This is a genomic window from Pseudomonas sp. HMSC065H01, from assembly GCF_001815235.1.
GTDB lineage: Bacteria > Pseudomonadota > Gammaproteobacteria > Pseudomonadales > Pseudomonadaceae > Pseudomonas > Pseudomonas aeruginosa.
In genome coordinates this window covers 43,499-58,022 of record NZ_KV819834.1, presented here as the reverse complement: position 1 = coordinate 58,022, position 14,524 = coordinate 43,499, and the positions used below count along the sequence as shown (strand labels likewise).

The window sequence follows — 14,524 nt, the reverse complement described above, 5'->3', positions numbered from 1 at the left end:
CGCAGCCCTGCGCTCCTCACTAACGTAGCGCCTCTCGACGCGACCACTCCCGCAGGAGCCCCCACCCCATGGCCTCGCCAGCCTTCATGCGTTTTCTTCCCCGTTGCGGCGCCGCCGCGGCCTTCGGCACCCTCCTGGGCCTGGCCGGTTGCCAGTCCTGGCTCGACGATCGCTACGCCGACAGCCTGCCGCCGACCTCCGGCGTACAACCGATCAAGGGCCTGGCGCAAAACGTATCGATCCGGCGCAACGCGCTGGGCATGCCACTGATCGAAACCGGCACCTTCCATGACGCGCTGTTCGCCCTGGGCTACGTACACGCCTCCGACCGCCTGAGCCAGATGGTCAGCCTGCGCCTGCTGGCCCAGGGACGGCTGGCCGAGATGGTCGGCCCCGGCGCGCTGGAGATCGACCGTTTCATGCGTACCGTGAACCTGCGCCAGGCTGCGGAGATCCAGTACAGGAACGCCTCGCCGCGCCTGCAACGCTTCTTCGAGGTCTACGCGCGCGGGGTCAACGCCTACCTGTATCGCTATCGCGACAAGCTGCCGATGGACCTGGCCCAGTCCGGCTACCGTCCGGAATACTGGAAGCCCGAGGACTCGGCGCTGGTCTTCGCCCTGCTCAACTTCGGCCTGGCGGTGAACCTGCAGGAAGAAATCGCCTCGCTGACGCTCGCGCAGAAGGTCGGCAGCGACAAGCTGGCCTGGCTGACGCCGACCTATCCCGACGAAAACCTGCCGTTCGACGAGGCGGAAAAGCTCAAGGGCCTGCGCCTGGACGGGCAGGTTCCCGGCCTCGCGGGCGTCGAGGGCGCGGCGCGGCAGGTCGCAGCGCTGAGCATGCTCGGGGTCGCCGCCTCGAACAACTGGGCTATCGCGCCGCAACGCAGCCGCAGCGGCAAGAGCCTGATGGCCAACGACACCCACCTGCCGCTGAGCATGCCGTCGGTGTGGAACTACGTGCAGATCCGCTCGCCCAAGTACCAGGCCGCGGGCGTTTCCATTGCCGGTCTGCCGGGCGTGGTGGCGGGCTTCAACGGCAAGCTGGCCTGGGGCATGACCATGGTCCTGGGCGACAATCAGGATCTCTACCTGGAACAGTTGCGACGCCAGGGCAACCGGCTCTATTACCTGGCCGACGGCAAGTGGCAGCCAACCCGCGAACGCCAGGAAACCTTCTTCATCAAGGGCCAGCGGCCGATCCGCGAGGTCATCCACGAAACCCGCCATGGCCCGCTGCTCAACAGCGCCCTGGGCGAGCGCAAGAACATCCTCCAGCCGCTGCCGCTGAAGAGCGGCTACGGACTGGCCTACCGGAGCATCCAGCAGGAAGCCGACAAGACCCTGGACGGCTTCTTCGACCTGTCGCGGGCCAAGACCATCGAGCAGGCCTTCGACGCCACCCGCGAGATTCGCGCGATGCCGCTGAACATCGTGTTCGCCGACGAAAAGCACATCGGCTGGCAGGTCACCGGACGCTATCCGAACCGCAAGGAGGGTCGCGGCCTGCTGCCCTCCCCTGGCTGGGACGGCCGCTACGACTGGGATGGCTATGCCGACCCGATCCTCCACCCCTCCGACCAGGACCCGCAGCAGGGCTGGCTGGGTACCGCCAACCACCGCACCGTGCAACCCGGCTACGGCGCCCAGTTGTCCAACTCCTGGTACTACCCGGAGCGCGCCGAGCGCATCGCCCAGCTCGCCGGTGCCAGCAAGAGCCACGACACCCAGAGCATGATCCGCATGCAGTACGACCAGACCTCGCTGTTCGTCGCCAAGCTGCAAGCCATGTTCGACAATCCCGGCATGGCGCTGCCGCTGCGCCAGGCCATCGACGCCTTGCCGGAGGCGCAACGCAGCCGGGCGCGGGAGGCCTACGACCGGCTGATGGCGTTCGACGGCAAGCTGACAGCCAGCTCCAGCGACGCCGCGCTGTACGGCGCCTTCCTCCACGAGAGCGCCAGGCAGATATTCCTCGACGAGCTAGGACCGGAGGACGGCCCTGCCTGGAAAGCCTTCGTCGAGACCGCCAACCTCTCCTACTCGGCGCAAGCCGACCACCTGCTCGGGCGCGACGACAGTCCGTTCTGGGACGATACCCGCACTCCGCAGAAGGAGGACAAGCCGGCAATCCTCGCGCGCAGCCTCGCCGCCGCCGTGGAGTTCTGCGAACAGCGACTGGGGAGCGAGCGCAAGGCCTGGCAATGGGGCAAGCTGCACACCTACGAATGGCAGAGCGACAGCTCGAAAATGGCCCCCTACCTGGGGGCCGGCGAGCGCGCCGGACTCGGCGCGATCAAGGGCTATCTCGATCGCGGGCCCTATCCGGCCGGCGGCGACCACACCACGCTGGACGTATCGGCCTACGGCTGGGGCCAGGACTTCGACACTTGGCTGATCCCGGCGATGCGGCTGATCGTCGACTTCGGCCAGAGCGAACCGATGATCGGCGTGAACAGCAGCGGCCAATCCGGCAATCCGGCCAGCCCGCACTACGCCGACGGTATCGACGCCTGGCTCAAGGGGCGCTACGTCAGCTTCCCGTTCCAGCCACAGAACCTCGATCGCGTTTACGGCAACAAGCGGCTGACGCTCACTCCCGCTCGCTGAACGGACGGCGCGGAACTTTCCTCCGCGCCGTGGCTCTGAACAGCCGACTTACTCCATGATCATCTTCAGGGCGTCCTTCCGGACGCCCTTCTTTTATCCCCCTCCCGGAAAGCCTCCGTTTTCTCGAAAGCCCGGGCACGGGATCGAACCGATCTCACTCCTCTCCGGCCTCTTCCACGGGCGCCACCAGCGCCCGGTCCAGCCAGTCCGTCGGCAGGCTCTTGCTGGCGCGGGCACCGAGCAGCTTGAGTTGCTCGCTGCGACTGATCAGGTTGCCACGTCCCTCGGTGAGCTTGTTGCGCGCCGCGGCATAGGCCTTGTCCAGTTGCTGCAGGCGCGAACCGACCTCATCGAGGTCCTGGACGAAGAGCACGAACTTGTCATACAGCGAACCGGCACGTTCGGCGATTTCCCGCGCATTCTGGTTCTGCCGCTCCTGGCGCCAGAGGCTGTCGATTACCCGCAGGGTGGCCAGCAGGGTGGTCGGGCTGACGATCACGATATTCTGCGCGAAGGCGTCCTGGAACAGGTTCGGCTCGGCCTGCAGGGCCGTCGAGAAAGCCGCCTCGATCGGCATGAACAGCAGGACGAAGTCGAGGCTGTGCAATCCTTCCAGGCGTCGATAGTCCTTGCCGGAGAGGCCTTTCACATGGTTGCGCAACGACGTTACGTGCTGCTTCAGCGCCTGCTGGCGCAGCAGATCGTCGTCAGCGGCGATGTACTGCTGGTAGGCCGTGAGACTGACCTTGGCATCCACCACCACCTGCTTGTCGCCGGGCAGGCGGATCAGCACGTCCGGCTGGAAGCGTTCGCCCTCGGCACCCTTCAGGCTGACCTGGGTCTCGTATTCCCGGCCTTTTTCCAGGCCTGCATGCTCGAGCACCCGCTCCAGCACCAGTTCGCCCCAGTTGCCCTGGGTCTTCTGGCCCTTGAGCGCGCGGGTCAGGTTGGTCGCTTCCTCGCCCAGGCGCAGGTTGAGCTGCTGCAGACGCTCCAGTTCCTTGCTCAGGGAGAAACGCTCGCGCGCTTCCTGCTGGTAGCTTTCCTCCACCCGCTTCTCGAACGCCTGGATGCGCTCCTTCAGTGGATCGAGCATCTGCCCCAGGCGCTGCTGGCTGGTCTCGGCGAAACGCTGTTCGCGCTCGTCGAAGATCTTTCCCGCCAGTTCGGCGAACTGTGCCCGCAACTCGTCGCGGGCCGACTGCAGGTCGGTCAGGCGCTGCTGGTGGCTTTCCTGCTGCTCGCGCAGTTCCGCAGCCAGCGCAGCCCGTTCGGAAGCCAGGCGACGCAATTCCTCTTCCCGGCCCTGGCGCTCGCTGGCCCAACGTGCCTCCGCCTGGGACGCCCGTTGCCGCTCCTCCCCCATCAACTCGGCTTCCCGACGCAGCGCGGCGACCTCACCGGCGAGCCTGGCATGGCGCTCGCCGAGTTGCTGGTAAGCCTCCCTGCTGGTCTCCAACTGCGCATTCAGCCCGTCCTGGGCCAGTTGCGCGGTCGCCAGTCGCTCGCCGAGCAAGGCTATCTCGCGCTCCGCCAGGCTGGCCCTTCTCTGTAGCTGCCATGCCAGGCCGGCCAGGGGAATCGCGGCAGCCAGCAGGCCAAGCAACAGGTTCGGTAGATCGACGGGCATGGGGCACTCCAGCGGAAAACGACGCAACACCCGCCTGGCAGGCGCGCGTGCAGCGGATTCTAGGTTCTTGGGAAAAGACCGTCGAGCGAATAGCGCCGCGCCGAACGAGCACTCCGCTTCCGAGCTGTGCGTACCCCATGCGCAGGACATCTCAGATACTTCCGTAACGGAAGCCATCGCCCTGCGCCCTTCGCCGCCAGGACATTTCTGCTTCCACGGCATTTTTGTCGCGGCTACAGGGCTTGCCTTGGAGCGTGCGATGTGCTGTCGAGCAAGCGCTTGGGAAATCCACAGATCCTGTGGATAACCCAGTGGAAAAGCCCCTAAAAAACTGCCGAACCCCCGATGGAGTGGGGCTATGGGACAGATTGACGATTTTTTCACCAACTATTTTTATCGTTATTTTTCAATAAGTTACGTTTCAAACATGAAAAATCAAGCGTTTAGAGCCTAACGCTCTCAACCCTTGACAAGCTGCTTTCCATTTGTGCACAAATTTTCGCCGAAGCCTCTTGCCGCCCCATTGCAGGGCAATGCCGTTCGAAATCCTCAGCCGCTCTTTCCCTCGGGGCATGCAGGCCAGCCCTGCCCAACAGGCAGGTGGCGGCCTTCAGACGGTGCCCCCGGATCGCTGGCAACCGAGCCCCCTCCACTCACGCCGGATGCGGCAACTTTCCGTCCACCAGGAACAGCTCCCAGGAGAAGATTTTCGGCGACCCCGGCACATGCGCCGGCTTGAAGGCCACGTAACCGGCCGTGGTTTCGCACAGCCAGGGCGTCAGGTTGCGAGGACGCTTTTCGGTGAAGGCCGCGGGCGTGAACAGGGCGACATTGCAGCCGCGCTCCGGGCAACGCGCCGAACGGTATTCGAATGCCTGCACCCCGGCGCTGCGCATGGCACTTCCCAGTTCCTGGGGAGCGCGGTAGTCGGCGATGTCGGTCAGCGCAGCCTCGTGATCGGAGAAAGGCGGCGCCTGCAGACGGATTCCCCGCTCCACCTTCCAGCCCGCCTCGAACGAAGCGTGCTCGGACAGAATCCTCCCGCTCGGTGGCGGCACCACCATGCCACTCCACAGGACGCAACGGTAATACGCGCTTTCGGCCATGGCCGTTTCCAGCTTCAGCGCGGCGTAGAACAGGCTTGGCTCGTGGCGACGGCCAAACCGCGACCCCCAGCGCAAGGGCGGATAACGGAACGGGGTCTTCAACAGGTAATGCAATGGCTCGGCATCCGCCGGCACCGGCGGCTTGCTCGACTCGAGCAGTTCCTCGAGCAACGCCTGTTCTTCCAGGGTGTCGACCAATTGCAGGGTCGCCACCTGCTCCTGGCTCTCCACCAACCGCACCAGGCGCCCCTGGAGCGGTCGGATATGCCGCTCACCCTTGCACTGTCGCCAGATCTCGCTCACCTTCCGCCCCTCGCTTCCTGTGGTGTCGGATGCCAGCGTAGCGGCACCGCAGTCTCCATTCAGCCAGGCTTGTCGCCTCTGGCTGCCAGCCTTTTCCGTGACAGGCGTAGGCCCCCGTACAGGCGCGCCGGGTATCAGACCTTGCCGCGGATCGCATCGAGGTATTCCAGCACATGAACCAGGCCCTGCACCTGTCCCATCAGTGCCAGCGGCTCGCCCGCCAGGTGATGGTTGGGAGTGCGCAGGAAGTGGCGCATGTCCTCCTGCTGCCCGCCGAACAGGGCATACAGTGCGCGATAGACTCGCACCAGCAGCAGAGCCAGCTCGCCGGTCTTGCTGTCCACCCGCAGGCCCTGGGTCTTCCAGCGGCTGATGGCGCTGCGATCGACGCCGACGATGCCGGCCAGTTCGAGCTGCGTCAGCCCCAATTGCTCGCGCGCGGCCAGGACGGCCTTGGCCAGGACGGCATCGGCGCTGGGACGTTCCTTGATGAGAGCGCTCATGACGACCTCCTCATGTGTGTTTACAACAAACTATCATTATTTTGCTGAAAACACACCTTGATTCGGTCGAGCCTAGAGAACCACGCGCAAGCATTGACCGGCGTGATAGAGAGAAAAACCCATCTCGTAGGCGCAACTGCGCAGCCTGGCCGCGGGGACGGGCTTCATGTCACTGAACGGCAACGGCAATGTCGCTCGCTCGCCGCTCAGCAAGTAGTCGGCGAACGCCTTGCCCACTACCGTACCGGTGGTCACGCCGCGTCCGTTGTAGCCGGTCACCGCCAGCAAGCCTTCCGCAGGCTCGAACAGGCGCATCAGATGATCGGGGGTGAAGGCGATGCAACCCGTCCAGCTGTACTCCCAGTTGACCTGGCCCAGGTCGGGAAAGTAATGGCTCTGGATTCGATCGGCCCATTGCCGCAGGAACCAGGCGGGCTTGTTCGCGCCATTGCCGAGGCTTCCCAGCAACAGGCGACCCTGGGCATCGCGACGAATGCTGCTGAGCACCGTCCTGGTATCCCAGGAACCCTGGCCGTGAGGCAGGATGCGCTCGGCCGCGGCGCCGTGCAGCGGCGCCGAAGCCACCTGGTAGTAGTAGCCGGGAAAGAAGTGCCGCCTCAGGTTGGTCCACTCGCCCTCGGTATAGGCGTTGGAGGCGATCACCACCTGTTCCGCCAGTACCGCCCCCGCGGCGCTGCGCACCGCCCACAGCGCGCCCTGCCGCTCCAGGGCGAGCACCGGCGAGCGCTGGTACAGTTGCCCACCCCGCTGTACGACGGCGGTAGCCAGTCCACGCGAATAGGCCATGGGATTGAGAGTGCCGGCGCGTCGGTCGAGCAACGCCGCGCTGATTCGCCGGGTGCCGCAGGCCTCGTGGCAAGCCGCGCCGGTCAGCAACTCCAGCGGAGCGCCGCGGCGCGTCCACTGCGCGTGACGGCGTTGCAGATCGGCCACGCCGCTGGCGTTGTGCGACATGTGCAGGGTGCCCTCGCGGCGCAACTGGCAATCGATGCCGAGGCGTTCGATGGTCTCCATCACCAGCGCCGGCGCCCGCCCCAGCACGGCGTTGAGCTTTTCTCCCTGCTCGGCGCCGAGGGTGGCGACCACCTCGTCCGGGGGAATCCAGGTGCCGGCGTTGATCAATCCGACATTACGTCCCGACCCGCCGTGGCCGACCTCGTACGCTTCCAGCACGCACACCGAACGGCCGGCCTCCAGCAGGTGGAGCGCCGCCGAAAGCCCGGTGAAACCGGCGCCGATCACACATACGTCGGCGCGCTGCTCGCCGTTCAGGCTCGCCGCTCCGGACAGGCGAGGCGTAACCACTTCCCACAGACACCGTTGCTGCAAACCGCCCATGCGCGACTCCGCTGCCAGCCTCATTGCCATGCGGCGGGAGCCCGCCGCGCCCCGTTCAATCGAAGGTGATGCCCTGTGCCAGCGGCAGCTCGCGGGAATAGTTGACGGTGTTGGTCTGCCGTCGCATGTAGGCCTTCCAGGCGTCCGAGCCGGACTCGCGGCCGCCGCCGGTCTCTTTCTCGCCGCCGAACGCCCCGCCGATTTCCGCCCCGCTGGTGCCGATGTTGACGTTGGCGATCCCGCAGTCACTGCCCGCCGCGCCCTGGAACAGTTCCGCCTCGCGCAGGTCGGTGGTGAAGATGCACGACGACAGTCCCTGGGGAACCTCGTTGTTCAGGCGCAGGGCCTCGTCGAAATCGCGGTAGCCGACCACGTACAGGATCGGTGCGAAGGTCTCCGTGCGCACCACTTCGGTCTGTCCCGGCATCTCGACGATGGCCGGCGACACGTAGTAGGCATCCGGATAGCGCTCCTGCAATTGCCGCTCGCCGCCGAACACCCGCCCCCCCTGCTCGCGGGCTCGCGCCAGGGCGTCCTGCATGGCCAGGTAGCTGCGTTCGTCGATCAGCGGCCCGACCAGGTTGCCCTCCAGCGGATGACCGATACGGACCCTGGAATAGGCTGCCTTGAGGCGCTCGACTATCTCGTCCTTCACCGACTCATGGGCAATCAACCGGCGCAAGGTGGTGCAGCGCTGCCCGGCGGTGCCCACCGCGCCGAACAGGATGCCGCGCACCGCCAGGTCGAGGTCGGCGCTTGGCGCCAGGATCATCGCGTTGTTGCCGCCCAGTTCGAGGATGCAGCGAGCGAAACGCGCCGCCACCCGCGGCGCCACTTCGCGCCCCATGCGAGTGCTGCCGGTGGCGCTGACCAGGGCGACGCGACGGTCGTCCACCAGCGCTTCGCCGGCCTCGCGGTCGCCGATCAGCAATTGGCTCAGGTGCGCCGGCGCATCGCCGCCGAAGGCCCGCGCGGCACGCTCGAACAGTGCCTGGCAGGCCAGTGCGGTGAGGGGGGTCTTCTCCGAAGGCTTCCAGACCACGGAATTACCGCAGACCAGCGCCAGCGCGGTATTCCACGACCACACCGCGACTGGGAAGTTGAACGCGCTGATCACGCCTACCACGCCCAGCGGGTGCCAGGTCTCGCGCATGTGGTGGCCGGGACGCTCGGATGCGATGGTAAGACCGTACAACTGGCGCGAGAGGCCCACCGCGAAGTCGCAGATATCGATCATTTCCTGGACTTCGCCGAGGCCTTCCTGGGTGATCTTGCCCGCCTCCCAGGACACCAGTTCGCCGAGTTCGGCCTTGTGCCGACGCAATTCCTCGCCGAACAGCCGCACCAGTTCACCACGGCGCGGCGCCGGCACCTGGCGCCAGGCGCGGAACGCCTGTTCGGCGCGCTCGACCTTGGCGGCAACGGCGGCGCGCCCCTCCAGTCGCACCGCAGCCAGGCGACTGCCGTCGATGGGGGTATGCACGGCAAGCTCGCCATCGCGAAAAGCATTGGGGTCGAGGCCGAGACTGCGCAGCAATCCGTCGATCATGTGAGGTTCTCCTGGCTGTTCGTTTCCGCTCGTTTTAGTCGGTTTGCCCGGTAGCGACAAACGACCTTTATTCGCCACGTCATTCCGAGTTTTCATACTGGCTCCGAGCTGTCGCGATCCGCCGTCTTTCCCGTACCATGCACGCCTTCGCCGGCCAGCCCCCGCCTACCCGACATGGACAAGAAAAAGCTGTTGCGCCTGATCACGGAAAAGCTCGCCGCGGACCTGGAAGTCGCCGTCCGCGCCGCGCAGACCGCCCATGAGACGGCAACCCACGAAGAGAACGTCGCCGAGAACAAGTACGACACCCTCGGCCTGGAAGCGGCCTACCTGGCCGCCGGGCAGTCGCGCCGGGTCGAGGAGATCCGCCAGGCGCTGGGCCTGTACCGCAACCTGGTGCTGCGCGATTTCGACGAGGAACAGGGCATCCAGCTCACCGCGCTGGTCACCCTGCTGAACGCCGACGGCAGCCGGCGAACAGTGTTCCTCGGCCCCGAGGCGGCCGGGCTGAAGATCGATTGCGAAGGTCGCGAGGTGTTGGTCATCACGCCTCGCTCGCCACTGGGCCAGAGCCTGATCGGCAGGCACCCGGGCGACGAGACCGGGGCGAAGGACTCCCCCCTTGCGGTGGAAATCCTCGCCGTCGACTGAGGCTACTGCTGCGGCGCACCGCAGGCGCCGCAGAACTTCGCGCCCGCCGCGAGATCGGCGCTGCAGGCGATACAGCGCAGCGGCGCCAGGGCGCCGCCGCAGCCCTGGCAGAATCGTGCCGTCGCCGCATTCGCGGTGCGGCAGGCGCGACAGGCCATTCCCGCCGCGACTGGCGCCGGCGGATAGCCGCCCTGACCGCGGTGATGACCGCCGCCGTGATGACCACCGCCCTGTCCATGATGACGCCCACCCATCAACAACCGTTCGAAGAACCCCATGGCACAACCCTCTCGTCTGGATCTGACGGCTTCCAGTGAAAAGGCTGTAGCCACTACAGGGTCAATGGCGCGGAAACATCGGGAAACTCAAGTCCGCTTCACCACAGCGGCAACGCGTAGCTGACGATCAGCCGGGTCTCGTCGATGTCGTTGCCGAAATCGCTGCGGAAGGTGCCGTTGCGCAACTTGATCCCCAGGTTCTTCAGCGGCCCCGATTGCACCAGGTAGGCGATATCGGTGTCCCGCTCCCATTCCTTGCCGCGCCCACCGCCGTCCAGAAGGTCGATGTGTTCGCCACGCAGGTAGCGGCTCATGAATGTCAGGCCGGGCAGGCCGATGGCGGCGAAGTCGTAGTCGTAGCGCAACTGCCAGGAGCGCTCGTCCTTGTTGGCGAAATCGCCGATCTGCACGAAGTTGACCAGATACGGATCGGTCCCGGCCAGGTAGGCGAAGCCGCTGTCGCCGGACATGCGCTGGTAGCCGAGGCCGAAGGCGTGGCCACCCAGGCGATAGGTGAACAGCGCATTCAGCGCGCGATTGTCGACGCGGCTGCCGCCCTCGTCGGTGGAACGCGCCCAGCGGATGTCGGACTTCAGCGACTGGTCATCGGTGAGCGGCAAGAGGTGCTGCACGCCGAGATAATGCTGGCGGTAGAAATCCTCCAGGTTGGCGTAGTGGTAGCTGCTGCTCAGTCGCTCGCTCCAGCGGTAGGTACCGCCGGCGAAGTCGAAGCGGTCGCTGCCGGGGTGCCGGCCCGCCAGTACGTTGCGCTTGTTGCCGCGGGTGATGCCGAGGTCTTCGGCGTTGGTCGAGTCGCGCTGCTTGACCTGGCGCAACTGGCCAAACTGCAGCGCCAGCCCGTCGATCTCGTTCACTTCCAGCAGTCCACCCTGGAAGGTTTGCGGGTGCAGGCGCGTGTCGTTGAACTGCACCACCGGCAGCCTGGGCATCAGGCTGCCGATCTTCAGCGTACTGTGCGAGACCCGTAGCTTGGCGGTCAGGCCCAGGCTGGAATAGTCGTGGGCGGCGCGCCGGTCGCTCGTCGAATACGGCAACAGACCACTACCGGATCGCTCTGGCGAGGAGTCCAGCCTGACGCCCAGCAGGCCCAGCGCATCGACGCCCAGGCCGAAGAGCCCCTCGGTGTAGCCGGACTCGTAGCGCAACAGGAAACCCTGCGCCCACTCCTCCGAATAGGACTGGCTGGCGCCGGGCTGGCGATAGTCGCGATTGAAATAGAAATTGCGCAGTTCGAGGCCGGCCTTGCCGTCGGCGAAAAACTCCGCCTGGGCGAACGACGGCAGCAACGCCAGCCCCGCGGCCAGCATCGGAACGGGAAGAATTTTCATTGTTGTTGTCTCTTCGTCGTCAGTGGATAGACACGGCGCCGCGACCACTCCCTGCCGCGACCGCCGTGGCGGAGCGGATCAGACCCCGGCGAGCATGCCCTCCAGGCGTTGACGCACCAGTTGGCGCGCCTGCTCGACGATGTCCCTGAGCAACTCGGCGCAGGCCGGTTCGTCGTCGATCAGGCCCTGGACCATGCCGGCCGACCAGATCCCCAGGTCGGCATCGCCCTGCTGGTACACCTGGCGACCGCGCTGGCCGCTGACCAGCGCGGCGATATCGGCGTAGCCGCCGCCGCCGCGTGCCTCGATCGCCAGTACTTCCTGGCTGATCGCGTTGCGCGCCACCCGCGCGGTATTGCGCAGGGAACGCATGATCAGGTCGGTGGAACGCTCGTCGGCCGCACGGATCGCCGCCTTCACCGCAGGGTGTATCGGACATTCGCGAGTGGCCAGGAAGCGCGTGCCCATGTTGATCGCGTCGGCGCCCAGCGCCAGCGCCGCGACCAGGCCACGTCCATCGGCGAAACCGCCGGAGGCGATGATCGGCACGCGTAGCCGGTTGGCCGCGGCCGGCAGCAACACCAGGCCGGGGATGTCGTCCTCGCCCGGGTGGCCGGCACACTCGAAGCCGTCGATGGAGACGGCGTCCACGCCCAGTCGCTCGGCCTTGAGCGCATGGCGCACGGCGGTGCACTTGTGGATCACCTTGACGCCGTGTCGACGGAATTCGGCGATGTGCTCGCCGGGGTCGTTGCCGGCGGTTTCGACGACGCGGATTCCCGTCTCGATGATGGCTGCGCGATATTCGGCATAGGGCACCGGCTTCTGCGTCGGCAGCAAGGTCAGGTTGACCCCGAACGGCCGATCGGTCAGCTCGCGGCAGCGGGCAATCTCCGCAGCCAGTGCCTCCGGGCTCGGCTGGGTCAACGCCGACAGCGTCGCCAGGCCACCGGCGTTGGCCACCGCCGCAGCCATCTCGGCACGGCCGACCCACTGCATGCCGCCCTGCATGATCGGGTGTTCGACGCCGAAGGTCTCGGTGAAACGGGTCCTGAACACGCCCATGGATTGCCTCCTCGGTCAGATCGGGTCCCAGGAGAACACGTCCGGGCTGCGCGCCAGGTCCATGAAGCTGCCGCGCAACGCCGGCATGCCGTGCTCGGCGATGCTCTGCGGGGTCCAGCCGTGCTCGCTATGCACACTGCGCAGCGGCCGGCTCTGGCTCATCAGGAAGAGTTCGTGGTGACGCGCGGCGAACACCTGGCCGGTGACCTCGCGGGCGGCGCCGGACGCCAGGTAGACGGCCAGCGGCGCGTTCTTCTCGGGGGTCATGCGCTGCAGCTTGTCGACGCGGGCCTTCTGCTCCGGGGTTGCGGCCGGGATCGAGTCGGTCATCCGGCTCCAGGCGAACGGCGCGATGCAATTCGAACGCACGTTGTAGCGCTGCATGTCGAGGGCGATGGATTTGCTCAAGGCGACGATGCCCAGCTTGGCCGCGGAATAATTGGCCTGGCCGAAGTTGCCGATCAGCCCGGAAGTGCTGGTCATGTGTACGAAGGCGCCGGCCTGCTGGGTACGGAAGCGTTCGGCGGCGGCCCGGCTGACGAAGAAGCTGCCGTTGAGATGGACATTGATCACCGACAGCCAGTCGTCGGCGCTCATCTTGTGGAAGATCGCATCGCGCAGGATGCCAGCGTTGTTCACCACGATATCCAGACGCCCGAAACCGTCCATGGCGCATTCGACGATACGCCGCGCGCTGTCCCAGTCGGCGACGCTGTCGGTGTTGATCAGACCTTCGCCGCCTCGCTGGCGGATCAGGCCAAGGGTCTCTTCGGCCGGCGAGGCCGACCCGCCCTCGCCCTGTAGCGATACGCCGATATCGTTGATCACCACCCGTGCCCCGGAATCGGCCAGGGCCAGGGCGATCTCGCGGCCGATGCCGCCGCCCGCGCCGGTAACGATCGCGACCTTGCCTTCATTGAGTCTGCTGCTCATGGGTAATCCTCTTCGTCCCGTGGATGTCGTTCGGTTGCGCTCAGCCCGGCAGGCCGAGGACGCTCTTGGCCAGGATGTTGCGCTGGATTTCGTTGCTGCCGCCGTAGATGGTGGTCGGCCGCGACTGGATGAAGATCCCCGCCGGATGCAGCTCGGGGTCTTCGGCGAAGGGCTGCAGCAGGGCCGAGTCCTCCCCGGCGACCTCCAGGCCCAGCTCGCTGATGCGCTGGAACAGTTCGGACTGGAAGATCTTCAGCATGGATACCTCCGGGCCGAGGCTCTCCCCACGCCGCAGGCGTTCGGCGAAACGCTCGTAGAGCGCCTTGTGGCTGTCCAGGTCCATGCTCAGCGCGGCGAAGCGGCGCACGAACAGAGGGTCGTGCCACAGTCCCAGGTGCCGGGCCAGGCGCTCCAGGCGCTGGAGAGCGAAGGTGGACTGCTTGGGCGAACCGAGGAAGATCCGCTCGAAACCGAGCAGCGCCTTGGCCATGCTCCAACCCTGGTTGATTCCGCCGACCAGGCTGTCGTAGGGCACCCGCACGTCGTTGAAAAACACTTCGCAGAACTCGCCGTGCAGCTCCAGGTTGAGGATCGGCCGCACCTCGATGCCCGGGCTGTCCATCGGCACCAGCAGGAAGCTGATGCCGTGCTGCGCCTTGGCGCTGCGCTCGGTGCGGACCAGCAGGAAGATCCAGTTGGCCTCAGAGCCCATGGTGGTCCAGGTCTTCTGTCCGTTGATCACCCACTCGCCGTTTTCCAGGCGCGCCTCGGTGCGCAGGCTGGCCAGGTCGGAGCCGGCGTTGGGCTCGCTGTAGCCCTGGCACCAGATGTCTTCGCCGCTGAGAATGCGCGGCAGGAAGCGCGCCCGTTGCGCCTCGTCGCCATAGCGGATCAACAATGGGCCGAGCATGGTCACGCCGCTGTCGGGCAGGCGCGCGCAGCCGTACTCCTCCATTTCCTCCATCATGATCAGTTGCTTGCCGGCGCTCAGCCCCATGCCGCCGTACTCCCCGGGCCAGCCGGGACACAGCCAGCCCTGGCGCGACAACAGCAGGTACCACTCGCGGGTTTCCTCGCGCCCCAGGCGACGGGGCGGATTGCGGATGCGCTGCGGATAGTTGGCGGCGATCCACTCACGGACCATCAGGCGAAAGGCGTTGTCGTCGAGACTGTCGTAGTCGGTCAT

The 14,524-nt window shown here is 66.2% G+C and carries 12 protein-coding genes; 2 read left to right on the top strand and 10 right to left on the bottom strand.

Going from position 1 to position 14,524, the window contains the following annotated elements; genetic code table 11:
• The first annotated feature begins 68 nt into the window (after positions 1-68).
• Entirely contained in the window at positions 69-2,612 is a 2,544-nt protein-coding gene (gene quiP, locus HMPREF3014_RS02345) for an acyl-homoserine-lactone acylase QuiP (RefSeq protein WP_003112526.1), read from the top strand.
• 154 nt (positions 2,613-2,766) lie between these two features.
• Here the strand turns inward: quiP and rmuC are convergent, their stop codons facing one another.
• The 5 genes from rmuC to HMPREF3014_RS02320 form a co-directional block, all read right to left on the bottom strand.
• On the bottom strand, positions 2,767-4,128 hold the full coding sequence (rmuC, locus tag HMPREF3014_RS02340; protein ID WP_073647918.1) for a DNA recombination protein RmuC: 1,362 nt from the start codon (positions 4,126-4,128) through the stop codon (positions 2,767-2,769).
• Positions 4,129-4,895: 767 nt separating this feature from the next.
• A complete protein-coding gene (locus tag HMPREF3014_RS02335; RefSeq protein ID WP_003112528.1) occupies positions 4,896-5,651 on the bottom strand; it encodes an RES family NAD+ phosphorylase in 756 nt (251 codons plus the stop codon).
• 134 nt (positions 5,652-5,785) lie between these two features.
• Complete coding sequence (locus HMPREF3014_RS02330) at positions 5,786-6,154, bottom strand: antitoxin Xre/MbcA/ParS toxin-binding domain-containing protein (protein ID WP_003086329.1); 369 nt, start codon at positions 6,152-6,154, stop codon at positions 5,786-5,788.
• A 72-nt stretch (positions 6,155-6,226) separates the two neighbouring features.
• Complete coding sequence (locus HMPREF3014_RS02325; protein ID WP_003163134.1) at positions 6,227-7,513, bottom strand: L-pipecolate oxidase; 1,287 nt, start codon at positions 7,511-7,513, stop codon at positions 6,227-6,229.
• A gap of 55 nt (positions 7,514-7,568) precedes the next feature.
• Complete coding sequence (locus HMPREF3014_RS02320) at positions 7,569-9,062, bottom strand: L-piperidine-6-carboxylate dehydrogenase (protein ID WP_003086325.1); 1,494 nt, start codon at positions 9,060-9,062, stop codon at positions 7,569-7,571.
• Between the two features lie 174 nt (positions 9,063-9,236).
• Here HMPREF3014_RS02320 and HMPREF3014_RS02315 point away from each other — a divergent pair, with 174 nt between their 5' ends.
• Positions 9,237-9,713 (top strand): GreA/GreB family elongation factor, encoded by a 477-nt coding sequence (locus HMPREF3014_RS02315; RefSeq protein WP_003112531.1) that lies wholly within the window; start codon positions 9,237-9,239, stop codon positions 9,711-9,713.
• A gap of 2 nt (positions 9,714-9,715) precedes the next feature.
• On the opposite strand, the gene HMPREF3014_RS34745 is transcribed toward HMPREF3014_RS02315, so the two are convergent.
• The 5 genes from HMPREF3014_RS34745 to HMPREF3014_RS02295 form a co-directional block, all read right to left on the bottom strand.
• Entirely contained in the window at positions 9,716-9,991 is a 276-nt protein-coding gene (locus HMPREF3014_RS34745; RefSeq protein WP_010792073.1) for a zinc ribbon domain-containing protein, read from the bottom strand.
• A 98-nt stretch (positions 9,992-10,089) separates the two neighbouring features.
• The gene (locus HMPREF3014_RS02310; protein ID WP_003120635.1) at positions 10,090-11,340 is read right to left on the bottom strand and encodes an OprD family porin; all 1,251 of its coding nucleotides are present in this window, start codon (positions 11,338-11,340) and stop codon (positions 10,090-10,092) included.
• A gap of 78 nt (positions 11,341-11,418) precedes the next feature.
• Positions 11,419-12,405, bottom strand: a complete 987-nt coding sequence (locus HMPREF3014_RS02305) for an NADH:ubiquinone reductase (protein ID WP_023087686.1) — start codon at positions 12,403-12,405, stop codon at positions 11,419-11,421.
• Positions 12,406-12,420: 15 nt separating this feature from the next.
• Positions 12,421-13,338, bottom strand: coding sequence for an SDR family NAD(P)-dependent oxidoreductase (locus tag HMPREF3014_RS02300; RefSeq protein ID WP_023087687.1), 918 nt, complete (start codon positions 13,336-13,338; stop codon positions 12,421-12,423).
• A 40-nt stretch (positions 13,339-13,378) separates the two neighbouring features.
• Positions 13,379-14,524 (bottom strand): acyl-CoA dehydrogenase family protein, encoded by a 1,146-nt coding sequence (locus HMPREF3014_RS02295; protein WP_034016864.1) that lies wholly within the window; start codon positions 14,522-14,524, stop codon positions 13,379-13,381.

What these genes read in the sequence shown, in the direction of transcription:
- quiP (WP_003112526.1), top strand. Translation starts at nt 69, where the DNA reads ATGGCCTCGCCAGCCTTCATGCGTTTTCTTCCCCGTTGCGGCGCCGCC.
- HMPREF3014_RS02330 (WP_003086329.1), bottom strand. Translation starts at nt 6,154, where the DNA reads ATGAGCGCTCTCATCAAGGAACGTCCCAGCGCCGATGCCGTCCTGGCC.
- HMPREF3014_RS02325 (WP_003163134.1), bottom strand. Translation starts at nt 7,513, where the DNA reads ATGGGCGGTTTGCAGCAACGGTGTCTGTGGGAAGTGGTTACGCCTCGC.
- HMPREF3014_RS02320 (WP_003086325.1), bottom strand. Translation starts at nt 9,062, where the DNA reads ATGATCGACGGATTGCTGCGCAGTCTCGGCCTCGACCCCAATGCTTTT.
- HMPREF3014_RS02315 (WP_003112531.1), top strand. Translation starts at nt 9,237, where the DNA reads ATGGACAAGAAAAAGCTGTTGCGCCTGATCACGGAAAAGCTCGCCGCG.
- HMPREF3014_RS34745 (WP_010792073.1), bottom strand. Translation starts at nt 9,991, where the DNA reads ATGGGGTTCTTCGAACGGTTGTTGATGGGTGGGCGTCATCATGGACAG.
- HMPREF3014_RS02310 (WP_003120635.1), bottom strand. Translation starts at nt 11,340, where the DNA reads ATGAAAATTCTTCCCGTTCCGATGCTGGCCGCGGGGCTGGCGTTGCTG.
- HMPREF3014_RS02305 (WP_023087686.1), bottom strand. Translation starts at nt 12,405, where the DNA reads ATGGGCGTGTTCAGGACCCGTTTCACCGAGACCTTCGGCGTCGAACAC.
- HMPREF3014_RS02300 (WP_023087687.1), bottom strand. Translation starts at nt 13,338, where the DNA reads ATGAGCAGCAGACTCAATGAAGGCAAGGTCGCGATCGTTACCGGCGCG.
- HMPREF3014_RS02295 (WP_034016864.1), bottom strand. Translation starts at nt 14,524, where the DNA reads ATGACCGACTACGACAGTCTCGACGACAACGCCTTTCGCCTGATGGTC.